The 24653-nt window shown below is 61.9% G+C and carries 27 protein-coding genes; 12 read left to right on the top strand and 15 right to left on the bottom strand.

The window, feature by feature from the left end:
- Window position 1: 1 nt before the first annotated feature.
- The 8 genes from DMO26_RS13850 to DMO26_RS13815 form a co-directional block, all read right to left on the bottom strand.
- On the bottom strand, window positions 2–715 hold the full coding sequence (locus DMO26_RS13850) for a PAS domain-containing protein (protein WP_117192682.1): 714 nt from the start codon (window positions 713–715) through the stop codon (window positions 2–4).
- Between the two features lie 182 nt (window positions 716–897).
- Entirely contained in the window at window positions 898–1827 is a 930-nt protein-coding gene (locus DMO26_RS13845; RefSeq protein ID WP_117192681.1) for a lipid A biosynthesis lauroyl acyltransferase, read from the bottom strand.
- Window positions 1828–1837: 10 nt separating this feature from the next.
- The gene (locus tag DMO26_RS13840; protein WP_117192680.1) at window positions 1838–2866 is read right to left on the bottom strand and encodes a zinc-binding dehydrogenase; all 1029 of its coding nucleotides are present in this window, start codon (window positions 2864–2866) and stop codon (window positions 1838–1840) included.
- A gap of 163 nt (window positions 2867–3029) precedes the next feature.
- Window positions 3030–4316 (bottom strand): beta-ketoacyl-ACP synthase, encoded by a 1287-nt coding sequence (locus DMO26_RS13835; protein ID WP_117192678.1) that lies wholly within the window; start codon window positions 4314–4316, stop codon window positions 3030–3032.
- A 10-nt stretch (window positions 4317–4326) separates the two neighbouring features.
- Entirely contained in the window at window positions 4327–5529 is a 1203-nt protein-coding gene (locus DMO26_RS13830) for a beta-ketoacyl-ACP synthase (protein ID WP_162894886.1), read from the bottom strand.
- A gap of 36 nt (window positions 5530–5565) precedes the next feature.
- Window positions 5566–6039 carry a 3-hydroxyacyl-ACP dehydratase FabZ family protein gene (locus DMO26_RS13825; protein ID WP_117192676.1) on the bottom strand — a complete coding sequence of 158 codons (474 nt, stop codon included), beginning with the start codon at window positions 6037–6039 and terminating at the stop codon, window positions 5566–5568.
- A 29-nt stretch (window positions 6040–6068) separates the two neighbouring features.
- Window positions 6069–6353 (bottom strand): acyl carrier protein, encoded by a 285-nt coding sequence (locus DMO26_RS13820; protein WP_003495848.1) that lies wholly within the window; start codon window positions 6351–6353, stop codon window positions 6069–6071.
- Window positions 6354–6535: 182 nt separating this feature from the next.
- A complete protein-coding gene (locus DMO26_RS13815) occupies window positions 6536–7507 on the bottom strand; it encodes a nucleoside hydrolase (protein ID WP_117192771.1) in 972 nt (323 codons plus the stop codon).
- A 182-nt stretch (window positions 7508–7689) separates the two neighbouring features.
- On the opposite strand from DMO26_RS13815, the gene DMO26_RS13810 reads away from it, so the two are divergent.
- Window positions 7690–8475: a TSUP family transporter gene (locus DMO26_RS13810; RefSeq protein WP_117192674.1), complete on the top strand. Its 786-nt coding sequence runs from the start codon at window positions 7690–7692 to the stop codon at window positions 8473–8475.
- On the opposite strand, the gene cobU is transcribed toward DMO26_RS13810, so the two are convergent.
- Complete coding sequence (cobU, locus tag DMO26_RS13805) at window positions 8472–8993, bottom strand: bifunctional adenosylcobinamide kinase/adenosylcobinamide-phosphate guanylyltransferase (protein ID WP_117192672.1); 522 nt, start codon at window positions 8991–8993, stop codon at window positions 8472–8474. The two genes, DMO26_RS13810 and cobU, sit on opposite strands and share 4 nt — an antisense overlap.
- Before the next feature lie 299 nt (window positions 8994–9292).
- Here cobU and DMO26_RS33685 point away from each other — a divergent pair, with 299 nt between their 5' ends.
- The 6 genes from DMO26_RS33685 to DMO26_RS13780 all read left to right on the top strand — a co-directional run bounded on the left by DMO26_RS33685 (window position 9293) and on the right by DMO26_RS13780 (window position 14774).
- A complete protein-coding gene (locus DMO26_RS33685; RefSeq protein WP_162894885.1) occupies window positions 9293–9436 on the top strand; it encodes a hypothetical protein in 144 nt (47 codons plus the stop codon).
- A gap of 682 nt (window positions 9437–10118) precedes the next feature.
- A complete protein-coding gene (locus tag DMO26_RS13800) occupies window positions 10119–11117 on the top strand; it encodes an ABC transporter substrate-binding protein (RefSeq protein WP_117192671.1) in 999 nt (332 codons plus the stop codon).
- 203 nt (window positions 11118–11320) lie between these two features.
- Complete coding sequence (locus DMO26_RS13795) at window positions 11321–12229, top strand: ABC transporter permease (protein WP_117192669.1); 909 nt, start codon at window positions 11321–11323, stop codon at window positions 12227–12229.
- Window positions 12222–13274: a quaternary amine ABC transporter ATP-binding protein gene (locus DMO26_RS13790; RefSeq protein WP_117192666.1), complete on the top strand. Its 1053-nt coding sequence runs from the start codon at window positions 12222–12224 to the stop codon at window positions 13272–13274. The genes DMO26_RS13795 and DMO26_RS13790 overlap by 8 nt, the downstream gene beginning before the upstream one ends.
- Before the next feature lie 110 nt (window positions 13275–13384).
- Window positions 13385–14398, top strand: coding sequence for a betaine--homocysteine S-methyltransferase (gene bmt, locus DMO26_RS13785; protein WP_117192664.1), 1014 nt, complete (start codon window positions 13385–13387; stop codon window positions 14396–14398).
- Between the two features lie 25 nt (window positions 14399–14423).
- The gene (locus DMO26_RS13780; RefSeq protein WP_117192662.1) at window positions 14424–14774 is read left to right on the top strand and encodes a hypothetical protein; all 351 of its coding nucleotides are present in this window, start codon (window positions 14424–14426) and stop codon (window positions 14772–14774) included.
- A 56-nt stretch (window positions 14775–14830) separates the two neighbouring features.
- Here DMO26_RS13780 and DMO26_RS13775 read toward each other — a convergent pair whose 3' ends face one another.
- The 5 genes from DMO26_RS13775 to DMO26_RS13755 form a co-directional block, all read right to left on the bottom strand.
- Entirely contained in the window at window positions 14831–16897 is a 2067-nt protein-coding gene (locus tag DMO26_RS13775) for a vWA domain-containing protein (protein ID WP_205421214.1), read from the bottom strand.
- A gap of 2 nt (window positions 16898–16899) precedes the next feature.
- On the bottom strand, window positions 16900–17427 hold the full coding sequence (locus tag DMO26_RS13770; protein WP_117192659.1) for an RNA polymerase sigma factor: 528 nt from the start codon (window positions 17425–17427) through the stop codon (window positions 16900–16902).
- 76 nt (window positions 17428–17503) lie between these two features.
- Entirely contained in the window at window positions 17504–18154 is a 651-nt protein-coding gene (locus DMO26_RS13765; protein ID WP_162894883.1) for a YcxB family protein, read from the bottom strand.
- Between the two features lie 17 nt (window positions 18155–18171).
- Window positions 18172–18846, bottom strand: a complete 675-nt coding sequence (locus DMO26_RS13760; protein ID WP_226951286.1) for a 4Fe-4S dicluster domain-containing protein — start codon at window positions 18844–18846, stop codon at window positions 18172–18174.
- 101 nt (window positions 18847–18947) lie between these two features.
- Window positions 18948–20522, bottom strand: a complete 1575-nt coding sequence (locus tag DMO26_RS13755; protein ID WP_117192655.1) for a trimethylamine methyltransferase family protein — start codon at window positions 20520–20522, stop codon at window positions 18948–18950.
- A 250-nt stretch (window positions 20523–20772) separates the two neighbouring features.
- Here DMO26_RS13755 and DMO26_RS13750 point away from each other — a divergent pair, with 250 nt between their 5' ends.
- Entirely contained in the window at window positions 20773–21474 is a 702-nt protein-coding gene (locus DMO26_RS13750; protein WP_117192653.1) for a corrinoid protein, read from the top strand.
- Window positions 21475–21505: 31 nt separating this feature from the next.
- Here DMO26_RS13750 and DMO26_RS13745 read toward each other — a convergent pair whose 3' ends face one another.
- Window positions 21506–21667, bottom strand: a complete 162-nt coding sequence (locus tag DMO26_RS13745; RefSeq protein WP_117192652.1) for an entericidin domain-containing protein — start codon at window positions 21665–21667, stop codon at window positions 21506–21508.
- Between the two features lie 14 nt (window positions 21668–21681).
- Here DMO26_RS13745 and DMO26_RS13740 point away from each other — a divergent pair, with 14 nt between their 5' ends.
- The 4 genes from DMO26_RS13740 (at window position 21682) to DMO26_RS13725 (ending at window position 24622) form a co-directional block, all read left to right on the top strand.
- Window positions 21682–22341 carry a DUF1638 domain-containing protein gene (locus DMO26_RS13740; protein ID WP_162894881.1) on the top strand — a complete coding sequence of 220 codons (660 nt, stop codon included), beginning with the start codon at window positions 21682–21684 and terminating at the stop codon, window positions 22339–22341.
- A gap of 55 nt (window positions 22342–22396) precedes the next feature.
- Window positions 22397–23170, top strand: a complete 774-nt coding sequence (locus DMO26_RS13735; protein ID WP_117192648.1) for a formyl transferase — start codon at window positions 22397–22399, stop codon at window positions 23168–23170.
- Window positions 23171–23293: 123 nt separating this feature from the next.
- Window positions 23294–23596, top strand: a complete 303-nt coding sequence (locus DMO26_RS13730) for a virulence factor (protein ID WP_117192769.1) — start codon at window positions 23294–23296, stop codon at window positions 23594–23596.
- A 63-nt stretch (window positions 23597–23659) separates the two neighbouring features.
- Complete coding sequence (locus DMO26_RS13725; protein ID WP_117192646.1) at window positions 23660–24622, top strand: methyltetrahydrofolate cobalamin methyltransferase; 963 nt, start codon at window positions 23660–23662, stop codon at window positions 24620–24622.
- Window positions 24623–24653 lie beyond the last annotated feature (31 nt).

The raw sequence follows: 24653 nt of genomic DNA, 5'->3' as shown, positions 1-24653 counted from the left end.
GTCAGGCGGCTGGCCGCCGCCGGCGGTCGGCGGTTTCTTGCATGACGAGAAGCGCTCCGATCAGCTGCGACGATCCCGAGACGCAAGGCGACATGCGGCAACGGATGACTACTGTCTGCCCGTCGACCTGGTCGGCATAGGTGAGCGAAATGCTCTCGCCGTCGAAGCAGCGGTCGAGGCTGGACTTGAACTCGTTGCGGAAACGGTGAATGCCGATGAACTCGGCGAAATGCCGGCCGATCAGCGCGTCGCGTGGCAGTTCAAGGCGGCGGGCATTCGTTTCGTTGGTGTAGAAGATGCGGTAACCTGGCGCGATCACCATGATACGATCCGAGAGCCGGTTGAGAAGGGCGTCATCCAGAAAACCGTCGGCTGTCGCGTCGGCAATCGCGGCACTGTCGCTTAGGTCCGGATCAGGCCGCCGGTTGGCCGGTATTCCTGTTTCGGGCGCCACGTAGCGTTCGACGAGCATCTGCAGCAGATGTGCGTTGCGGCGTACGCAACCGCGGTCGTCGGCCTCCTCGTTCAGAAGATCGAGAGCGAACCGGAACTGCGCCTGAATGCTTGCCGGATCCTTTCCCTGGCTCGAAAAAATCGCCAGCAGCAGCGGATCGAGTTCGCGATCGAGCACCGCGGTCGCGGGCGTGTCGTTGCGCTCGACCGCCTGACGCAAATCCGCATATTTGGACCAGAAAAGATCGATCAGCGCTTCCAAAAGACCACCCTCTCCCGCTTGCCGGAGACATGCCGGCGATCCTTCCCAAGGACCGTGCCTCCGCAATGAAACCCGATTCACATTAATTCTTTTTACAAAATCGGACCCAATTTGTGGCCGATGACTTAACGTAAATTTCGGCTCTACAATCCCGAGATGTAATCAGATTTTATGAGGCGGCGCTACAGGTAGCGTTTGATATGCCAGCGGTCGTGATACCAGAGCCATTGCTCCGGATATTCCCGCACCCAGCTCTCCACCTTGTCGTTCAGGATCTGACCCGTCGCCTGAACGTCGATATTGCCCTTGGCATCGCGCGGCAGTTCGATCTTGGGTTCGATCTCTAGGCGATAGCGGTTACCGGGCAAGCGAATGCAGCGGGCTGGATAGACTTCCGCGTTGAACTGCCGGACGAGCTTGGCCAGCAGCGGATTGGTCTGTACGGGGCGTCCGAAAAAAGAGGTCTGAAGACCTTTCCGGAATTTCTGGTCGACCAGCACGCCGACGCCGCCCCCTTCTTCCAATCTGCGCGCCAGCGCGAAGGAGGAGCCGGCGTGCGAGGGTACGAGCTGACCCATGCGGCTAGCCCGGAAATCGAAAATCTTCCGGGCGATATAGGGGTTGTTCGGAGGCCGGAACATCACCATGACCTCCAGGCCGAACGCCTTGCCGGCCACCGGCAGCAGTTCGAAATTGCCGGTATGGGCGGTGAAGACGATGAATGGACGGGGGTTGTCGCGCAGATCGACGAAGATCGGGATGCCGGAGACCTCCACCCTGCCCGGCCCGGTCCGCTCGGGGTCAAAGTCGAAAAGCCTGTCGAGGAAGACGTATTCGGCGGCGAGCCGCCCCATATGGCCCCAGCTCGCGACGGCGATCTCCTCCAGTTCCTCGTCCGTCTTTTCCGGATAGGCGTTGCGCAGGTTGACCAGCATCAGCTTGTGACGGCCAAGCTTCGGGCCGATGCGGCGCGCCATGCGGTCGGCAAAGCGGATTGCCGGATCGGCCGGGAATATCTTCAGGAAATTGAGCAGGCCGAAAGCAAGCTGCGCCACCAGCCATTGCTGGAAATTCCGCAGCGAAAGCACGATCCGGGTGATGAACATCTTCACCGGGATAACCTCAGTCCATGCGCAGGATGATCTTGCCGAAGATCTGCCGGCCTTCCATCCGTTCCAGGGCCTTGTCGATCTCGTCGAAGGTGACTTCCGTATCGATGACCGGATGGACGATGCCTTGCGCCATCTTCTGCATCGCGTCCGCCATATTCTCCATCCGGCAGCCGAAGGAGCCGAGCAGCTTCAATTGCTGCTGGAAAAGCATCATCAGGTTCATCTCGGTGGAGACGCCGGACGTGGAGCCGCAGGTGACGAGACGACCGCCGCGCTTCATGCAGAGCATCGAACCGGCCCAGGTATCCTTGCCGACATGTTCGAAGACCACGTCGACACCCTTCTTCCTGGTGAGCTTGCGGACGACGCCCTCGAAACGGTCGGTGCGGTAGTTGATGACGTGATCGGCGCCGAGCGCCTTGGCCTTCTCGATCTTGTCGTCGGAACCGACCGTCGTGATGACGGTGCAGCCCATCTTCTTGGCGAGCTGGATGGCCGCCGTGCCGATGCCGGAGCCGCCGGCATGCACGAGAATGGTTTCGCCCGGCTGCAGCTTGGCATTGTCGAACAGCATGTGCTCGACAGTGCCGAACGTGACCGGTGCAAGGGCTGCGGCCACTGCATCGACGCCCGGCGGAGCCGGAACCAGCAGACGGGCCGGCAGGTTGGCCTTTTCCTGCGCAAAACCGTCAAGATGGAAGCCGTGCACGCCGGAGACGTGTTCGCAGAGATTGTCGCGCTTCTCGCGGCAGGGCTTGCAGAGGCCACAGGTGCGCGCACCGTAGATCGACACGAGCTGGCCGGGCAGCACATTGGAAACGCCCGGGCCGATCGCTTCCACGACGCCGGAAGCTTCCGCGCCGATCGTCAGCGGCATCTTGCGCTTTGCGAATGCCATGCCGCGCCAGCCCCAGACGTCGATGTGATTGAGCGCAACCGCCTTGACACGCAGCGTCACCTCGCCCGGACCCGGCGCCTCGGGCTCCGGAATATCCACCGCCTCGAGCTTGCGGTCGTCGATCAATTGCAGAGCGCGCATGATTTTATATTTCCTTCCAGATCCACCAAGCTGACGAGGACCTCGCCACAGCCCCGCCGTCATGCTCGGGCTTGTCCCGAGCATCTGCTAACTTTCATTTAACCGACGTTGGTAGATCCTCGGCACAAGGCCGAGGATGACGTCCCGATCAATGGCGCTGGCCTTACGCCGGTTCCAGCGTCATGACAAGGCTAGCGTTCTGTCCGCCGAAACCGAATGAATTGGAAAGCACCGCCTTCGGCTGCCCGTCCCGCTTCTTGTTCGGCACTACGTCGAGCATGATCGTCGGATCAGGATTGGTATGGTTGATGGTCGGCGGCAGGGTGCCGGTCAGCATCGTCTGGATCGAGAAAACCGCTTCCACGGCGCCGGCCGCGGTCAGCGTATGGCCGATCATCGACTTGTTGGAGGAAACCGGAATTTCCTTCAATCGGTCGCCGAAGACGGCCAGCATCGCGCCATATTCCATCTTGTCGTTTTCGGGCGTGGATGTGCCATGCGCGTTGATGTAGCCGATGCCGCTTTCGTCCACGCCGGCATCCGCAAGCGCCGCATGGATCGTGGCGATCGCAGGTCCTCCGTCCGGCGACGAGCGGGTACGGTGAAAATGGTCGGCCTTTTCGCCGCAACCCTTCATGATGCCTAAAATTTTCGCGCCGCGGGCGATCGCCGATTCGAGCGATTCGAGCACCAGCGTCGCCGCCCCTTCGGCGATGACAAAACCGTCACGATCCTTGCTGAACGGCTTGGAGGCCTTTTCCGGCGGGTCGTTCTGAGTGGAAAGCGCAGACAGCAGCGAGAAGCGGATCAGCGCCTCGGCACTGACCGAACCGTCGGTCGCAACCGTCAGCGCACGATCCGTGCGACCCTGGCGGATCGCCTCGACGCCGAGCTGGATCGCCGTGACGCCGGAGGCGCAGGCCGTCGACAGCGTCACCGGCAATCCACGTGTGCCAAAGGTGTCGGCGAGGCGTTCGGAGATCGAACCGAACTGCACGGCTTCGAGGAAGACGGGATCGGGACGCTCGCGCATGGCCGCCAGGAAGCGGTCATAGGCATCGCCTTCGACCTGCGATGGCGGCGCGCGGTCGGCAAGCGCGAAACGGTCGCTCCATTCCGGCTCGACCGGCGGTGCGGCGAGGAATAACGGACCATCGAAATCGCCGGAAAGCCCAGCCTGCGCCAGCGCCTCCCTCGTGGTTTCGCGGGCGAACGCGAAGGAGCGCTCGACGGAATTGTTGGCAGGCACCGTGATGAAATCCACCGTGCCGGCAATGCGGGTCGACAGGCCCTCGGTCGGAAAGCGGGTGATCTTGTGAATGCCGGACGTGCCGGAGGTCAGCGCGGCCCAGTTGTCGGCAAGCCCTTGGCCGAGCGAGGTGATGACGCCCATGCCGGTGACCGCCACGATCGGCCGGCCGAGATGATCCTTGAAGCGGTTGTCGCTCATCAAAATCTCCTTACGCGGCAGACAGGACCGCAAGGCCCTCGCCGCGCGTGTAACCGACCGTCGTCACCACGGCGTGTTTCGCCGCAGCCGTCATCGGCTTTTCGTTCTCAGCATCGAACGCAGGCACGCGGGCAGCCCCGTCCAAGGCGAGCGCGGCAAGCGCCAGCCCGAGCGGGAACTGTGCTTCCATGCCGTGGCCCGTCACGCCGCCGTAACCGCGGATCGCGGCCCCGGCGAATTGTTCTTCCAGCACCGACTTTTCGCGGGCAGCGAGGTCCACGAGGCCGCTTGCGCCGGAGAAAACGACCGTATCGGATTTCGAAATGCCGGATGCATGCGCGGCAAGACGTGCGAGCCGCTTTTCCAGACGGCCCTCGTCGCGGTTGCCGCGGTCGCCTTCGATCGCATCGATCGTGGCATAGGCATGCGCATCTCGGGCTTGCGCATGCGCGCGCGACTCCAGGATGAGAAACGCCCCGACCGAACCCATGATCATGCCGCCCCCATTATGCGGCGAACGGGACCAGAGTGGATGCCACCCGCCCGTCGCATGGGCGCGGATGCCTTCGACCAGCAGGATAATGTCTGCGCGTTCCGCAACGAAGGCGCCGCCGACGAGGCTGTGGGTGGACTGGCCGGACTTGATGCGGTGGAAGGCGGTCTCGACGGCGGAAATACCCGCCGCCTCCTCGCCCATGAAGGTGCGCGAAGAGCCGGTGACCTTGTGGACGATCGAGATATTGCCGGCGACGAGGTTGGAAAGCTGGGCGAGGAACAGCGTCGGGCGCAGTTCCGTCGTCAGCTTCTCGTTCAAGAGCATCTCGCGGTCGTTGCGCTTCAGCGCCTCGTCGACGATCAGTGAATCGACCTTGATGTCGCGCTCGCCGCCGCCCGCCGCGACGATCATGTCCATCGAGGCGCAGGCTTCCGCATCCGTCTTTAGTCCCGCATCGTCCAGCGCCAGACCGGCGGAAAACACGCCGAGCCGCTGCCAGTTCTCCATCTGCCGTTGATCACCGCGCTTGGCGATCTGCGCCGACCAGTCGATCTCCGGCATCGGATGGACCGGATAGGGCTTGAAACGCTCGGTTTCGACCTTCGGTGCACCCGCGTCGGCAGCCGACAGCAGCGCCACGTGCGGCTCCTTGCCTACGCCCTGGCAGGTGACGATGCCGATGCCGGTAATCACGACGTCATTGTCAGATTTCATCATGTCCTCTTGATACCCACCGGATTCTCCGGACCGGTTTTAGGCGCTTGCGGCAATCGCGTCCATAAGGCCGACTTCCTCGGCGCGCTTGCGGACGATCGGCGCCAGCGGAATATCGCTGAATGGCATGGTCCGCAGCTTCAGCTGGGCGTCGCAAACCTTCTTGCCGGCGCTCGATATCTTTGCCTTGGTGACGGCATAACCCGACCCTTCGTGCTCCAGGAATGCCTCGATGTCGAGCACGGCATCCGGCTCCACGAAGGTGCGCATCTTGGCTCCGTCGACCGACATCAGGAAGGGCATGGCGGCAAAATCGGTGGCCGCCAGTACGAGGAAGCCGGAGGCCTGCGCCATGGTTTCGATCAGAAGCACGCCCGGCACCAGCGGCATGCCGGGGAAATGGCCTTCAAAGACCGGGCTCTTCGACGGCACGACAGATCGCGCCTTCAAGACCTTTGTCCCGAGATCGACCGCTTCGACGCGATCGATCATCTGGAAGTATTCGAGCAGCATGAAATTGCCGGCCGGGCGATCAGCGACGATCAGCCCTTCGCCGCCCTCAGCTCGTCGATCTTTGCGCAGAGGTTTTTCAGAACGAAATATTCCTCGGTCGAAACCTTGCCTTCGTTCACTTCCTGCGTCCACTGTTCCAGCGGGATCTTGATGCCGAATTCCTTGTCGATCGCGAAGACGATGTCCAGGAAGTCCAGGCTGTCGATGCCGAGATCATCGATCGTATGGCTTTCCGGCGTGATCGTCTCGCGATCGATTTCGCTGGTCTCAGCGATGATGTCGGCAACTTTGTCGAATGTAGCAGTCACGCCCATGTCCTCTAGAGAATATCAAAATCAAGGTTCCACATAGGCAAATCGATCTCAAATGCCAATGGCCTCGTGTTCTCGGGCAAAAATTTGCGTGCGAACTGTTGCCCAAACAGCAATTGCCCGCCGCGTGCCGCCCCTTGTCAGATGTCCCGAACCGCAGTCCCGGAGCGAAGGATCAGGGCTCTTTACGCCGGGATTGCCTGGCTTTCAACGATGGCTGCCCGGATCACCTCAAGCACCCTTTCGGCCTCGACCCCGGTGCAGGCCCATTGGCTCGGCTGGCCGTCCCAGGGCGTGCCGACGAACCTGCGGCCGCGGTCGGGCGCCTGAATCGTCCCGCCGTCGGCAAGCCCGCCGCAGACGACCCTGACCGGCCCGCTGCGCACCGTGAAGAGATCGGGACGGACGAGGTAGACGCAGGCCGTGCTGTCATGCACCGCCATCCCGGCTATGCCGACCCGGCTCCTGTAGAAGTCGATATAATATTGAGAAAGATCCGAGAGCAGCTTGACCGGCTGATCGCCGGCCTCGACCATTTCGGCCAGATAGTCTGCGGACATGATGGTCTTCATCGTCACGTCGAGACCGACGATCGTCACCTTCCACGGCGTGATGAAGACGAGGTCGGCCGCCTCCGGATCGCCATGTATATTGGCTTCCGCCGCCGGCGTCACGTTGCCGTTGACGTCGAAGGCGCCGCCCATGACGATGACGTCCTTGACGAGACCGGCAAGCTCGGGGTCGGCCTTCACGGCCAGTGCAAGGTTGGTCATGCGCCCAACGGCCACCAGCGTCACCTCGCCGGGATGAGCACGCACGGTATCGATGATGAATTCGTGGGCGGGGCGGGGGTCGAGCGGCCAGTCGATTGCTTCCGGCACGCCGATATTGCCAAGCCCGTCGGCGCCGTGCACCACGGAAGCCGCACGATCATCGCGGCGCGACGGATCGATGGTCTCGCCGGCTCCCTTGGCGATCGGCGCGGGGATTTTCCATTCCCGATGCAGGAACTGCGCGTTGCGGGTGGTGAGATCGACGGCCACGTTGCCGAAGACCGTCGTCACGCCCAAGAGATCGACTTCCGGGTGACGGTGCAGGAAGAGCAGCGCCATGGCGTCGTCAACGCCGGGATCCGTGTCGAAAATGACCTTGTGCATCAGCTTCATCCCTGTATCGGTTCTTTTGAAAGCCGCGCACAATAGCGCCAAACACCGCATGTGCAATCCCGGAAGCGACATGGCTGCCGATCAAAGCAAACGGTTGCGGCCAGGACAGTTCGGTGCGAGAAGCACCCCGCGCTTTACGTGAGCGTGACCTGACGCTTACCGAGTTTTCTCCCTTGCATGATCTCGCCACCCATCTCGTCCTGCTTCTCCTGCTTGCCGCTTTCTTCGCCGGCTTCGTTGATTCCATCGCAGGCGGCGGTGGCCTCATCGCCATCCCAGCCATGCTGATCGCCGGTATTCCGCCACTGGAGGCGCTTGCCACCAACAAGCTGCAGTCGCAGTTCGGCGCGGCGTCGGCAACGATCGCCTATGCCCGACGCGGACATGTGAATCTCAAAAGCCAATTGCCCATGGCCGGCGTGGCCCTGATCGGCGGCGCGATCGGCGCTTTCCTCGCCTCCATGGTTCCGGCGACGTTTCTGGCGGCCGCGATCCCCTTCCTGCTGATCGCGATCGCCATATTCTTCACCTTGAAGCCGAACCTCAACGATGTCGACAGTCACCGCAGGGTGACGCCTCTCCTGTTCGGACTGACCATCGTGCCGCTGATCGGACTTTACGACGGCGTGTTCGGACCGGGCGCCGGCTCTTTCTACATGCTGGGCTTCGTCCTGCTCGCGGGTTTCGGCATGTTGAAGGCGACGGCTCACACCAAGCTTATCAATCTCGGCTCCAATTTCGGTTCCTTCCTCGCCTTTGCGGCAACCGGCTCGGTGCTCTGGAAGATCGGGCTTCTGATGGGCGTCGGTCAGTTCCTCGGTGCCCAGATCGGCTCGCGGCTGGCGATGAAGAACGGCGCCAAGCTGATCAAGCCGCTGCTTGTCCTTTCCTGCCTGGCGCTTGCCTTGAAGCTGATCGCCGATCCTGCGCATCCCGTACGCGTCTGGCTCGGCTTCTAGCCTTTCATCTTCAGGGGCAAGCCGGCCGCCACGAAGAACACCTCATCGGCTTCCGCCGCGATACGCTGGTGAAGCCGTCCGGCATGGTCGCGGAATTCTCGCGCCATTTTGTTATCCGGCACGATGCCGAGCCCGACTTCGTTGGACACGAGAATGATACGACAGGAGAGCGTTCCGAGCGCGCGCACCAGCGCCCCGCCTGCCGCATCGACATCCCGCTCCTCCATCATCAGGTTGGTGACCCACAGCGTCAGGCAGTCGACAAGCACCACCCTGCCCCGACCGTCGGTATCTTCCAGATGCGACACGAGATCGACCGGCACCTCGTAGGTCGTCCAGCCGGCGCCGCGATCGGCCCTGTGACGGGCTATACGCTCGCGCATCTCGTCGTCATAGGCGCGGCCGGTGGCCACGTAATGGCGTTCGAGGCCGCTCTCCTTCGCGAGGCGTTCGGAAAAGCCGGATTTGCCTGAGCGGGCGCCGCCGAGGACGAGCGTAACGTGGCCGGTGCGTGTCATGGAAAAGTTTGACCTGAACCAGAGGGGACCGGACGATTCGTAGAGAGAAGAGGCGTCCGGCCCTGTTGGCGGTGATAACTCTGGATTCGCATTGCACGACGATGGTGCAGGCTTTGCATATGGGTGTCAATCGGCGCGGCCGCAAGCCGCGACAGGACATTGTTCACCGTTCGCGACAGATATTCTGTTTGCGACATAAGACGGCGGCCGCCTCGGTTGAACGGGAGGCGGATTGATCTTATTTCCGCGTCCGACAAGAACAGCGGCCGGCCTTTGCCGGTCATCTCGGAAATACACAGATGCTCTACATTTTCAGAAACCGGAACGGCGTTCAGATCGCCTGGAACGCAAAGGCCCCTCACCGCGCCGCCGAAAACCGCTCCCGGCAGCTCGACACGCGCTTCTCTCTCCTGGGCTTCATCCGCACGAACAGCATCGGCTGACCAACCAGGCCAGCCGACACTATGCCGCAGCCCAATCTCGCGCGGCAGCTTCCATACGATAACAATCGGAAGATGAAACATCCCGGGATCGAACGCACGACCCGACATGGGATGACAAAGGCAACCGGTACGCACTACCTGATCCGGTGCCGAGGACGAGCTCAACCGCTCGCAGGAAAATCAATAACGCGACATTCTTACCGGATGGTTATTGCCGGGAGTAAGCCATCCGAATTTCTCTTTTTTCGCTTTTTTTTCGAAAAAAATCCGTTCGGAGAAACCGCCGCTAATCGGCTAGAAAACGTCAAACCTGAGGCGTGACTTTTTTGCGGTTGGTGAACCATATCCACCATAAGCTGCAATCGGCGCCGAGATTGGCGGCAAATGATGATTTTTCGACCGGAAGTCCCGCGCTTCCAGGCACTTGATATTTGCCCGCGCGGGCCACGTTTACCCACCGCCTGTTGATTTCTGAAGCGGAAACCGTACCCTGCCTCAAGCTGACATATAAATGCGCAGTATCCGTGACAGGGTTTCGTGGATGCGAACAAGACGCATTGTCTCAGCAGGCCGCGCGTGACTACATCTCATGGTTGATCACCTTGCGTCCCCAGCCATCGGATACGGTTGCCGCATCCACCGAAATGAACACTGCAACAATATAAGACTGGGAGGTCTTAAAATGAAAAAGCTCCTTTGCTCCGCCGTCTTCGCCGCCGGTCTTTATGCGCTTGGCGGTTCTGCCGCGCAGGCAGCCTGCGGCTCGGTCTCGATCGCCGAAATGAACTGGGCCTCTGCGGGCGTCGCGGCCAATGTCGACAAGATCATCCTGGAAGAAGGTTATGGCTGCACCGTCGAACTGGTGACCGGCGACACCATGCCGACCTTTACCTCCATGAACGAAAAGGGCCAGCCGGACATGGCGCCGGAATTCTGGGTCAACGCGGTTCGCACGCCGCTCGACAAGGCAGTTGCCGAAGGCCGCCTGGTGATCGCCGCCGAGATTCTGGCGGACGGCGCGGTCGAAGGCTGGTGGATCCCGAAATTCCTGGCCGACGCTCATCCGGACATCAAGACGGTGCAGCAGGCATTGACCCATCCCGAGCTCTTCCCTGCGCCGGAGGACAAGTCGAAGGGAGCCGTCACCAACTGCCCGTCGGGCTGGAACTGCCAGGTCTCGACCGCCAACCTCTACAGGGCGCTCGGCGCGAAGGACAAGAATTTCGAGTTGATCGACACGGGTTCCGCAGCCGGCCTCGACGGCTCGATCGCTGGAGCCTTCGAAAAGAAAACCGGCTGGCTCGGCTATTACTGGGCTCCGACCGCCATCCTCGGCAAATACGAGATGGTCAAGCTTTCGTTCGACGTGCCGCACGACAAGGGCGATTGGGATGCCTGCACCGCCGTGCCGGATTGCCCGAACCCCAAGGTCAATTCCTACCCGACCTCCCAGGCCTTCACCGTCGTCACCAAGCAGTTCGCCGAAAAGGCGAGCGTGGCGATGGACTACGTCAAGAAGCGCAAGTGGACCAACGCCACCGTCAACAGCATTCTTGCCTGGCAGACAGACAACCAGGGCACCAACGAGGATGCCGCCAAGCACTTCCTCGAAACCATGCCGGATGTCTGGACGAAGTGGGTTACCCCTGAGATCGCCCAAAAGATCAAGGCATCGCTCTGAAGCGATGCCCAAAGGCGGCGTTTCGGCGCCGCCTTCCGCTCGGCGGATATGTCGAGGGCGTCTGGCGATGTCGCAGGCAGTCGGATGCAAAGGTCGCCATGACGCGATACTTCCATCGCAGAGACTGCTAAAATCTGCCTCCCGCGCCCGGAAAGCCATGCCGGCCCGCCGCCGCCAAAAATAGAATCGACAAGGGGAAAAGCATGGCAAGCTGCGATTTTCTGCCGGGCGTTCTTTGTAAATTCCCGGCGATGAGCGACCAATATATCCGCGATGCCCGCAAGGTGATCGACGATGGCTTCAAAGGCCTCGTGCGCGAATATGCCGGCCTCATCGATGTGGTGACCCAGCCGCTGCAATGGTTCCTGAACTATCTGGAACGGCTCTTCACCAGCTCGCCCTGGATCGTCGTGCTCGCGGTCATGCTGGTGATCGTCTATTTTGCCAGCCGCAGCATGCGCATCACGATCGGTACGGTCGTCGGCATGCTCCTGATCGGCGTCATGGGACTCTGGGCCGACACGATGGTGACGCTTGCGATCGTCACCGTCGCGACCCTGATCGCCATCGTCATCGGCCTGCCGATCGGCATCCTGATGGCCCGTTCGGACCGCATCCAGGGTGCCGTCAATCCGATCCTCGACGTGATGCAGACCCTGCCGAGCTTCGTCTACCTCATCCCCGTCGTGGTGATCTTTGGCATCGGCAAGGTGCCGGGCCTGATCGCCGTCGTCATCTATGCCGTGCCGCCGATGATCCGGCTGACCAATCTCGGCATCCGGCTGGTCGATGCGGAAGTCCTCGAAGCAGCCGATGCCTTCGGCTCCTCGCCCGGCCAGAAGCTGTGGAACGTCCAGATACCGCTCGCCCTTCCCACAATCATGGCCGGCATCAACCAGACGATCATGATGTCGCTCGCCATGGTCGTCGTCGCGTCCATGGTCGGCGTCGGGGGGCTCGGCAAGAACACGCTGCAGGCCATCAACAACCAGTTCTTCACCTTCGGCTTCATGAACGGCTTTGCGCTGGTGGCGATCGCCATCATCTTCGACCGCGCGAGCCAGGCCTTCGGCAAACGGCTGCAGAAACACTCGGAGGTCGTGCATGGCTAGCCACGGGATCGAAATCAGGAACCTCTACAAGATTTTCGGCCCACGCGGTCGGGACTATGTGGAGTCCGTCAAGGCCGGCATGACCAAGGCCGAGCTCAACGAGAAGCACGGCCACGTGCTTGGCCTCAAGGACATCAGCATCTCCATGCCGGCCGGCGGCATCACGGTGGTCATGGGACTTTCGGGCTCCGGCAAATCGACGCTGATCCGCCACATCAACCGGCTGATCGAACCCACCATCGGCGAGGTCGTCTATGACGGCACCGATATCTGCCGGATGAACGAAAAGGACCTGCGTGAGTTCCGCCGCCACAAGACGGCGATGGTTTTTCAGAAGTTCGCGCTCCTGCCGCATCGGACCGTGATCGAGAACACCGTCTACGGCCTCGACATACAGGGCGTGCCGCGTGCCGAAAGCACCAGGCGCGGGCGTTACTGGATCGAGCGGGTGGGTTTGTCGGGTTTCGAGAACCACTATCCGAACCAGCTTTCAGGCGGCATGCAGCAACGTGTCGGGCTTGCCCGGGCGCTGACCAACGACGCCGACATCCTGCTGATGGACGAAGCCTATTCGGCGCTCGATCCGCTGATCCGCGTCGATATGCAGACCGTTCTCCTCGACCTTCAGGCGGAATTGAAGAAGACGGTCGTGTTCATCACCCACGACCTGGACGAAGCCCTGAGGCTCGGCGACAAGATCGCCATCCTGCGCGACGGCAAGGTCATCCAGCAGGGAACCGGCCAGGAAATCGTCCTGTCGCCGGCGGACGACTATATCACCGCCTTCGTCAAGGAAGTGAACCGCGGGCGCGTCATCCAGGCGCGCACGGTGATGCGGCCGTTCGACGGCATCATGGACGGTGTGCGGCTGGCAGCGAATGCCACGCTCGAAACGGCTGCGAAGCAGATAACGGAGGCCGGCCAGTCGCGGGCGATCGTGGCCGACGAGAATGGCGCGCCGGTCGGCCTGCTCGATCTGCCGACCATCATCGCCGCTATGGTGACGCCGGCGAGCCACAGTGCCGAGAAGATGGCTGCGGAATAGACTAGGAGCCGCAATACCGGTTCCGAGTGTCGCGCAGAGGCGGATCGGCGTGGCTTGAAATCATATAAAGCAATCTTTATATGACGAATCCTGCAGCAAGGAGTGCCACCATGCCGACCGCCAACGTGCTGACCGAACTTCTGAATGAAAAAGGCGTATTGCTCGCCGACGGCGCAACCGGCACCAACCTCTTTGCCATGGGCCTGGAGGCCGGCGAAGCGCCGGAGCTCTGGAACGAGGCGGCACCGGAAAAGATCGAGAAACTGCATCAGGATTTCGTCGATGCGGGGGCCGATATCATCCTCACCAATTCCTTCGGCGGCACACGCCAGCGGCTGAAGCTGCACAAGGCGGAAGGCCGGGTACACGAATTGAACAGGCGAGCCGCCGAGATCGCCCGCAAGGTCGCCGACAATGCCGGCCGCAAGGTCATCGTGGCAGGCTCCGTCGGCCCGACCGGCGAGCTGCTGATCCCGCTCGGTGCCATGTCCTATGAGGAAGCGGTCGCCGCCTTTGCCGAACAGATGGAAGGCCTGAAGGCAGGCGGTGCAGATATTGCCTGGATCGAGACCATGTCTTCGCCGGAAGAGATTCGCGCCGCGGCGGAAGCGGCCGCGAAGGTCGGTCTTCCCTATACCTATACCGGTTCCTTCGATACCGCCGGCAAGACGATGATGGGCCTCGACCCGAAGGATATTCACGGCGTCGCGAAGGATGTCGGCGAAGGCCCTGTCGCAGTCGGCGCCAATTGCGGCGTCGGCGCTTCGGACATTTTGTCCAGCCTGCTCGACATGACAGCCGCCGATCCGGACGCCGTCACCATCGTCAAGGGCAATTGCGGCATCCCGGAATATCGCGGTGCCGAGATTTTCTATTCCGGCACGCCGCCGCTGATGGCCGAATATGCCCGTCTCGCCCGCGATGCCGGCGCGAAAATCATCGGCGGCTGCTGCGGCACGTCCTGCGAACATCTGGCGGCCATGCGGCAGGCACTCGACAATTACACACCGCGCCCTCGGCCGACGATCGAGGAAATCGTCGACAAGATCGGACCGCTGCGCAATAAGACCGCCAGCGAATCGGGCGGCGATTCAGGCCGGGAACGGCGCCGCCGCCGAGGCTGAATTTTTTCAAGCCGAGGAAGACAAGATGTCGAACATATCGCCGATCGGCAGCCGCGAAACAGTAGCCGAAAGCCTTGCCGGTCTTGCGCCGGAAAACCAGTCCTGGCTGAAGCTCCTGATGGACAACCCGACCTCCGACGATCTTCTGCTCGAAGGCCTGCATTTCTATCTGGACCAGGCGTCCGAGGCTAAATTCCTGAACTCGCTGAAGCTCGGCAAATGCGGCGAGTGGGTCGGCAACAACGCCCCCGCCCGGCTGCAGATCCGGCTGATGGAAGCGGCGAAATCCAGCCAGCATCCCGCCTACCAGGCCTTCAAGGACGGATTGACCCGCTCCGGCGGTCTGGAGCGGGCCTACCCTCAGGCAAAGATCTGAAGGTGCCTTGACGCCATAGCACCTCAGGAACGTTTCTTGCCCTGGCCGGAATTGCGTCAGCGGCGGTCGAGCGCTTCGGCGAGCCTTACCAGGTCGATGAAACCGCCGCGATAACCGAAGGCATCCTCGCCGCGGGCGTTGCGCGCCACATCGAGGATTGCCCGATAGGGATAGGCATCCAGCGCATTGGCCCCGCGGAGCTTCTGCCCGAAAGCCGCGACAGCCGTCGCGAAGCGCACATCCTGCGGCGCGGAAGCGAAATCACGCACCGCATTCATCTCCGTCACCGGCGTGGTGATGAGCTTGCTCGTCTCGCCGTCCGGCTGCTTGTAGCGGATCTTCACAAATGCCATCTCGTCCGAAACGGAAGCCGGAGCCGAGGTGGCAGCAGGACCATAACGAAGCGGGTCGTTGAACGCCGAGGCGCTGCCTTTCGGGGTCACCTCGTAGATCGCCGTCACCGCATGGCCGGAGCCGATGTCGCCGGCATCCACCTTGTCGTTGTTGAAATCCTCGCGCCTCAAGGCGCGGGTCTCGTAGCCGATCAGGCGATATTCGGAAATCTGCTGCGGATTGAACTCGACCTGGATCTTGACATCCTTGGCGATCGGGAAAAGCGTCGAACCCGCCTCGTCGACCAGTGCCTTTTGAGCCTCGGCCAACGTGTCTATGTAGGCGGCTGTGCCGTTGCCGTTCTGGGCGAGCGTCTGCATCAGGCTGTCGTTGAGATTGCCCTGGCCAAAACCCAGCACCGACAGGAATATGCCGTCCCTCCGGCGCCGCTCGATGATCCGCTTCAACTCCTCGTCGCTCGATGCCCCGACATTGAAGTCGCCGTCGGTCGCGAGCATCACCCGGTTGACGCCGCCCTGGATGAAGGCCTGGCGGGCGAGCCGGTAGGCCGCGTCGATGCCCTCCGCACCGGCGGTTGAACCGCCCGGCTGCAGGTTGTCGATCGCCGCCAGGATTTTCTCACGTTCCCGCGCCGACGTCGGCTCCAGCACCGTGCCGGCATTGCCGGCATAGGTGACGATCGATACCTTGTCCTCCGGCTTCAGCTTGCCGACCAGCAGGCGGAAGGCGCTCTTGAGGAGCGGCAGCTTGTCCGGTGCATTCATCGAGCCCGACACGTCGATCAGGAAGACGAGATTGGCCGGCAGTGCGGCAGACGGCGCGGTCTCGTAGCCCTTGATTGCCACCTGCATCAGCCGGGTACCCGTACTCCAGGGCGTCGGCGTGACGGTGACCGTCGTGCGGAACGGCTCAGATGCGGATTGCGGCCGCGGCCAGTCGTAGGGGAAATAGTTGATCATCTCCTCGACGCGCACGCTGTCGGGCTCCGGCAGCCGCCCATCCATCAGCGAGCGACGGACGAAGGAATAAGATGCCGTGTCGACGTCCACCGAAAAGGTCGAGACCGGATCGGTCGTCACGCTCTTCACCGGATTGGTGTCTGCATTGGCGAACCGGTCGCGGCTCTGCTCGAGCGGCGGCAGGAGTTCCGGTTTAGCCGGAGCGTAACGCGGCGCGGCGGCAAGCGGCGGCGCACGCTCCGCAAGCACGGAAGCCGCAGGTGCTGGCATCGGGGCCAAGACCGGCGGTGGAGCGGGTTCAGCCGCACGCTTTGCCGCAGCGCCGGATACTCGATATTCATTCGAAAGACGCGCAACGTCCGACGGAGTGTATTCGAGCTTCTTTTCGGCTTCGGGAGCCGCCATGCTCTGCTCGTTTCTCGGCCGGGCACCCGTCGGCTGGGCCGGCGTCTTCGGCGCAACAGGCTCGACGCGCGGCGCATCCGCGACCTGCGGCAGAGCCACCTGCCCGGAATTCGGCAGGTTGCCGCGGGTCAGTTCGAAAGTAAGCAGGGCCGCCGTTGGAATGATGAGCATCGTCGCAAGCGCCGAGCCGGCGAGATAGCGGTGCTGGGTAACCATCTTGTTGCTCCAAATCCGGTTGAAGATGGAGCTTGGACGCGACCACCGGAATTTTCCTTGGGCGCGGGCCGCATTTTTTTCTTCCGCATCGTATGCCTGAACGGCGGCGGCAAGCGCGCGGGCACGCGCCGCGCCGGACGCCGGCGGCGGAGACGGAATGCGCCTCAAAGTGTCGAATTCGTCCGTCATGGTCAGACCGCCTCCTTTTTCAGAAGGTCCTTCAATCGTTTGCGTGCCTCGTGCAGATGCCAGGAGACCGTATTTTCGCTGCAGTCGAGGATTTCTCCCGCGGCCGCATGGCTGAGACCTTCGCTATGGACCAGCAGCACCGCATCGCGCTGCTTGTCCGGCAGGCGGCGCACGGCCGCCCACAGCCAGTCGCCACGGTCGTCCTCCTCCTGCGCCACATGCGCAAAAAAGATGGGATCGTTGGCGATCCGGTCCTCGTCTCGCCGCCGGCGGGCAAGTTTTCGCTGGTGATCGCGCACCACGTTCAGCGTCAGCGTGTAGAGCCAGGTGCGGAATGCCGACTGGCCCCGAAAGGTGCGGATCGACTTGCCAAGCCGAATACAGACCTCCTGGGCAATGTCCTCGGCATCGATCTGCGTGCCGCACCAGCGCCACGCGACGGAGTGAATGAAATCGTAATGCGCCTCGACCAGCGCACCGAAGGCGTTTCGGTCGCCGTCACAAGCTCTTTGAACCAGTTCCGCGCTCAATGTCGTGTCCGCATTTCCGTCGACTGCACCTTAGGCGTTCGAAGCGGAAAGATCCTTGGGTCGATTTGAGAAAAATTCAGTCCCGCCTGGTCTGACGGAACTTGCCGCTGCACCAGTCGCGCAAGGCCTCATCCACGGCCTGCAGATCGTTCCCTTCAAAGGCGCGTTTGGGGACGATGTAGACGTAATCCTGCTCGTAAAACAGAAAGTAGCGCTCGGCATCCTCTTCCACGGCGAGGACCTTGTCCCATCCGCTGTTGATCTTGTGGGATACGGCATCCATCGAATAGCCGCCGGCATTCATATGCAGCGCAATCGGCCGGTTGATCATCCCCCGCCTTTCATAGAAGCCGCGCCAGAACCCCTGTTCGACGCCTTTGACGAAACCGAACGTCAACCGCGCCAGCAGATAGCTTGCCGGCAGAACCAATAGGATCGCACCGACGGCAAACAGGTGCTCCCCGGCCTTCCATTGCTGATAGGCGACAACCAGCCCCATAAGCAGAACCAAAGCGCCGATCGCCCCAAGATATTTCCGGAACGTGAACTCCGAGGCACGCAAATGCCGGGCGGCATATTGGTCCTCAAAGAGTATTGTGAAATTGGCGTTGAATTGTCGGTCGTCCGCTGTTGAAGCCGTCTTCCAGATTTCCGGTACCCGCGCCATGCCCTGCCCCGCCGCTGCGATCTGCCGCCTATAGGATAGGTCGGCGCGAAAAATGGGCAACCCGGCAAAACCCGCTTTTAGAACAGCGCCTGCATGTGGAAGCGCAATTGCTCGGGTTCATAGCGATAGGTTGCACCGACCGGACAGGCGCTTCGAGCGAGGCAGCCGGAGATCATGCAGGACACGCCCTCCGATCCACGCTTCAGATAAGTGCGGCAGCGCATGACATCGAAACCCACAATGCCGACTGCATCCGCCGGGCAGGCAGCAAGGCAGGGCTTTTCCAGACAGCGATCGCAGGGATGGCTGGCCTCTGCCGGCGCAGCTTCGATCTCGAACGAAAAACCCAATGCGCCGCGATAACCGTGCCAGAGCCCGTATTTCGGATGGATGAGGATGCCGAGCGGTGAAGGTTTCAGCCCCTCCGCCTTCGTCGCCCATTGCTGGAACGGCTGCCAGGGCGGATCGGAGGGAAAATAGGCAGAGGCTCCGAGTTTGCCTGCCAGTGGACGGATCAGCTGCTTCGACCACGTATCAAGCGGATCGGTGCCTTGGTATGTTTTTCGCCAACGGGAAAAAGCAGGCCAGATGGAACTCCCGGCATTGCCGAGCAGAACGACCGAAAGGGCTCGGGAGCCATCTGCCAGCATCGGGCCTTCGCCCGCGTCGAAATTCACGACGCCCCGCACAAGAATGCCGTATGGTCCGAGCGCCTCGGATATCCGCTCCAAATGGGATAAAGGGCCGATCAACGTGGCCCCTCATATTTGTAGTGCGGGCGCCAGACCCCTTCCTGGATAAAGTCGGCGACCAGTCTGGCGCCGCCTTGCTCCCTGGCGGCCTCGGGCTCTCTTCAGGTGAACGCGTCGGGCATCGAATCCTTGCGCGCCTTGATATAGGCGATGAGCGCGTCGTCGATCGCTGGGTCGAGAGGCGGTGCTTCATAGTTGTCGAGCCAGGCGCGGCAAAGCGCATTGGCGCGCTGTTCGATGCGCTTCTCGCCTTCGATCTCCCACTGTTCGAAGGAGTTGTTGTCGGCGAGCGGCGAGCGGTAGAAGGCGGTTTGGAAATGCGCCTGGGTATGGGTGCAGCCGAGATAATGGCTGCCCGGCCCGACCTCACGGATCGCCGAAAGCGCCTGGCCTTCCTCGGAAAGATCGACACCCTGCGCCATTTTCTGCATCATGCCGAGCTGGTCCTGATCGATCATGAATTTCTCGTAGGAGGAAACAAGGCCCCCCTCCAGCCAACCGGCCGCGTGCAGCACGAAGTTGGTGCCGGCAAGCAGCGTCATGTTGAGCGTGTTGGCCGATTCATGCGCCGCCTGCGCATCCGGCACCTTGGAAGCGCAGAGCGAACCGCCGGTCCGGAACGGCAGGCCGAGACGCCGGGCAAGCTGGGCCGCGCCATAGGAGACCAGCGACGGCTCCGGCGTGCCGAAGGTCGGCGCCCCCGATTGCATCGAGATCGAGGCCGCAAACGTGCCGAACAGAACCGGCGAACCCTTGCGGATGAGCTGGGTCGTCGCGGCCCCGGCCAGAACCTCGGCAAGGATCTGGGTGAGCGTACCGGCGACCGTCACCGGGCTCATCGCACCGGAAAGGATGAAGGGCGAGACGACGGATGCCTGATTGTGGCGTGCATAGACCTTCAGCGCGCCGAGCATGGTGCCGTCGAACACCATAGGCGAGTTGGCGTTGATGAGGTTGAGCGTCACGCAATTGTTCTCGACGAATTCGTCGCCGAACACGAGCTTTGCCATGGCGATCGTATCCTCGGCGCGTTCCGGCGCGGTGACCGAGCCCATGAACGGCTTGTCGGAATATTTGATATGGCTGTAGACCATATCGAGATGCCGCTTGTTGACCGGCACGTCGACCGGCTCGCAGACCGTGCCGCCCGAAGAATGCATGGACGGCGCCAGGTAGGAGAGCTTCACGAAATTGCGGAAATCCTCGATCGTCGCGTAACGGCGGTTGCCGTCGAGATCGCGGACGAAGGGGGGACCGTAGACCGGCGCGAAGACGGTGGCTTTGCCGCCGATATGCACGCTGCGCTCGGGATTTCGCGCATGCCAGGTGAACTCCCTCGGTGCGGTCTTCAGGAGTTCGCGGCACAGCCCCTTCGGAAAATGCACGCGGCTGCCCCTGACATCCGCGCCGGCCTTGGCCCAGAGGTCGAGCGCCTCCTCGTCGTCGCGGAATTCGATGCCGATCTCCTCGAGAATCAGGTCGGCATTCCGCTCGATGAGTTGAAGGCCTTCCTCGTCCAGCACTTCATAGACGTTGATCCTGCGGGTGATATAGGGAAGCGAAGGGCCGGGTCCGCTGCCGGAGCGGGCCGCCCGGCGGCCCGCTGCCCCCCGTTCGCCGCGGCCGCGTCGTCCCGCGCCGCCTGCCGGTTCCGTCTGCTGGGTCAGATCGTCCATGATGTTCCTCGTCTCGCGCCTTCCCGCGCCTGTCATTCTGATGCGCCATGCTAGGCGCAAGCGCAAGCCGAGCCCTGCCTTTCTGCGTCACGGGTTTGTACAGGACAGACATTTCGCGATTGGTCTCCGTCGTTTTTCCGACGCGCCTCTGTCGCATACGAAAGAAATTGCGAAACGAATTGAAGGTACAGATATTCGAAGGCGCAACAATTTTCCGATTTGCCCCCTCGAACCCAAAGGGAAGCATTCCATGTCCGACGACGAAATCATCCTGGCGGAACTTTCAGACGAGGAACTTGTGCAGCAGATGCATGACGACCTTTACGACGGCTTGAAGGAGGAGATCGAGGAGGCGACCAACATCCTTCTCGAACGCGGCTGGACGCCCTATGACATCCTGACTCAGGCGCTGGTCGAAGGCATGCGCATCGTGGGCATCGATTTTCGCGACGGCATTCTTTTCGTTCCGGAAGTGCTGTTGTCGGCCAATGCGATGAAGGCCGGGATGTCGATCCTGCGACCGCTGCTCGCAGAAACCGGTGCGCCGAAACTCGGCAAGCTGGTGATCGGCACCGTCAAGGGCGACATCCACGATATCGGCAAGAACCTCGTCGGCATGATGATGGAAGGCGCCGGCTTCGATGTCGTCGATCTCGGCATCAACAATCCGGTCGAGAACTATCTGGACGCGATCGAACGGGAAAAGCCGGATATCCTCGGCATGTCCGCGCTGTTGACCACGACCATGCCCTATATGAAGGTGGTCATAGACACCTTGAAGGAAAAGGGCATGCGCGACGATTACATCGTGCTTGTCGGCGGCGCGCCTTTGAACGAGGAATTCGGCAAGGCGGTCGGCGCGGATGCCTATTGCCGCGATGCGGCGGTGGCGGTCGAAACCGCGAAGGAATATATTCGCCGCAAGCACAACAGCCTCGCCGCCGGCGCCTGAGCGCGCCGCCGGCCGAGATGTCGACGACCGGTCAGTTCCGGGCGGCGCGATCGACCCTCTTGCCTGCCGACTGCGTTGCGTCGACGGCATTCGCCGTGTCCTGACCCATGCCGCGGATCGTGTTGCCGCAGGAGGTAAGCGAAACCACCGTCGCGAAAAGCGCGGCGATCACCGTGACTGTCTTGGCCGTCATGATAGAATACTCCGATGGATATGGATCGAATGGCTCCGGAAAACCCGCTTCCGGCGGAAGACGATTTCCCGGCTGAGGAACGTGCCAATCACGAAAAAGTTCACGTGATCGCCTGCGGCGCCATCGCGCGGGAAATCCTTGCCGTCTGCAGGCAGGGCGGGCTCGGCCATATCGACCTGAACTGCCTGCCGGCAATCTGGCATGCCTATCCGCAAAAAATCGTTCCCGGGCTGGAAAAGGCCGTTGCCGAGGCCCGCGCCGCGGGCTTTCGAAAGATCTTCTTCGCGTATGCGGATTGCGGCACGGGCGGCGATATCGACAGGCTTTGTGAGCGCGAAGGCATAGCGCGAATCGAAGGCCCGCACTGTTATTCCTTCTTCTCCGGCAACGAGGCCTTCGCAAAGACGAGCGATGACGACATCTTCTCCTTCTTCCTGACAGATTTCCTCGCCCGCCAGTTCGAGGCCTTCGTTATCGAACCGCTCGGGCTCGACCGGCATCCTGAGTTGAAGGAGATGTATTTCGGCAATTACCGGAAGCTCGTCTACCTCTCTCAGGAGGAAGACGAGACCCTGCAGGAAAAGGCGCGCGCCGCCGCCAGCTACCTCGGCCTCGCTTACGAATACCGCTTCACCGGCTATGGCGACCTCACGCAGGCGTTACAGTCGGCTTAACCGTTTATTTGATCTTCGGGAGAAGAGTGCCGACGACGCTTGAGCGGGGTGGCACATGCCGGACCAGAATTCTCGGATCGTGGTAATGACGGCCGGCGGGGTGAACCCGCAGGTGATGATCAACGCACTGGCCAAACATTTCCCCGACCTGCACGTCATTCAGGAAGAGCCGGAATCGAAAGGCGTTCTGCTGAAACGCCGCGCCAGACGTTTCGGTTGGTTCGTAGCCCTCGGCCAGCTGGCCACCATGATCGCCTCGCGGCTCGGCAAGAGCGTCGCGGCGAAACGATCCGAGGAGATCATCCGCGACTACGGTCTTTCCGCCGAGCCCGACGGAGCGGTTTCCGTGACCCACGTCCCCTCCCTCAACGACCCTGCCTGTCACGCCATGGTGACAAGCCTGAAACCGGCGGCCGTCTTCACGATTTCCTGCCGCATCCTCTCTCCGGCGACGCTTGCCGTCATCCCCTGCCCGGTCATCAATTTTCACGCCGGGATCAATCCCATGTACCGCGGCCAGATGGGCGGCTATTGGTCGCTGGTGGAGCGCGACGAAAAAAACTTCGGCGCCACCGTGCATCTCGTCGACAAGGGCATCGACACCGGCGGCACGCTTTATGAAAAGCGCCTGACGCCATCACGTGCCGACAGCCTCGCCACTTATCCGCTCCTGATGACGGCAGCCTGCATCGACATCAGCGTCCAGGCGTTGCGGGACGCAGTCGGCGGAACGCTGAAACCTTACCAGCCGCAAGGTCTCTCCACTTTGCGTTATCCGCCGCCGATCTGGACCTGGCTTTATCACGGTTTCACCAAGCGCGTCTGGTGACCGGGCACATTCTATAAAACCGGTCATGGCGAAGCACGTCGCTTTTTGCTCTGTGCGACGTCGTGGCAAGCGCAGTCCCGTGCCTCCCGGCCGTGCATGCTTGTTCTCGACACGGAGGATTTCATGGCTGACCGCATCGTCGTCTACTGGCGGGATATCCCGGCGCAGGTGATCATCAAAAAAGGTCGCCAGACCGCCAAGCGGGAACTGTCGCTGCGCTTCACCGAAGCGATCGACATGTGTGCCATGCGCACCGGCGCGTCCGAGACCGACGACTATCTCGCCGAATGGCGCAAGGCCGATCCGGTGCCGGTTTCCGACGATCTGGAGGCCGAGGCCGACAAGGCGATGACGGAACTTGAAGCCGCCTATGACAAGGAACGGCTCGTGGCGCTGGTGAAGGCCGGCGGCCGCGAAGCCGCCTGAGGCAAGACAACAAGAATTTCGGCGCCGCAGGGAGCGCCCAAGGAACCAGGGAGCCAGGAACATATGACCCGCACCATCGTCGCATCCGCAACCCGCGAGGTCGTGATAGGCTTCGACCAGCCTTTCTGCGTGATCGGCGAGCGCATCAACCCGACCGGCCGCAAGAAGCTCGCGGCTGAAATGATCGAGGGCAATTTCGACACGGTCATCAAGGATGCGCTGGAACAGGTGGCCGCCGGCGCCACCATGCTCGACGTGAATGCCGGGGTGACGGCGGTCAATCCCAATGAAACCGAACCGCCGCTTCTCGTGCAGACGCTGGAAATCGTCCAGAACCTCGTCGATGTGCCGCTGTCGATCGATTCCTCGGTAACAGCGGCGATCGAGGCAGCGCTGAAGGTTGCGAAAGGCCGGCCCCTCATCAACTCCGTCACCGGCGAGGAGGAGAAGCTCGAAGCCATCCTGCCGCTCTGCAAGAAATACGACGTGCCGGTCGTGGCGATCTCCAACGATGAGACCGGCATTTCCATGGATCCCGACGTGCGCTTCGCGGTCGCGAAGAAGATCGTCGAGCGCGCCGCCGACTATGGCATCAAGCCGCACGACATCGTCGTCGACCCGCTGGTCATGCCGATCGGTGCGCTCGGCTCGGCCGGCCTGCAGGTCTTTGCGCTGCTGCGGCGCCTTCGCGAGGAACTGAAGGTCAACACGACCTGCGGCCTTTCCAACATCTCCTTCGGTCTGCCGCACCGCCACGGCATCAATGCCGGCTTTATCCCCATGGTGATCGGCGCCGGCATGACGAGCGCCATCATGAACCCCTGCCGGCCGCAGGAAATGGAAGCGGTCCGCGCCGCCAACGTATTGAACGGCACCGACCAGAACTGCGGCACCTGGATCATGACCTATCGCGACTACAAGTCGGCCGAAGGCGGTCCTGCAGCGGTATCGCCGGCCTCTGCTGCATCCGCTGGACGCCGTGGTGGTCGCGCAGCACGGGCTGGCGCTGCTGCGAGAATGGAGTAGAACCGGCCATGAATCCCGCGTGAACCGATAG

Origin of the sequence: Rhizobium terrae, assembly GCF_003425685.1 — a bacterium.
GTDB lineage: Bacteria > Pseudomonadota > Alphaproteobacteria > Rhizobiales > Rhizobiaceae > Neorhizobium > Neorhizobium terrae.
This window is presented reverse-complemented; position numbering and strand designations above follow the sequence as displayed.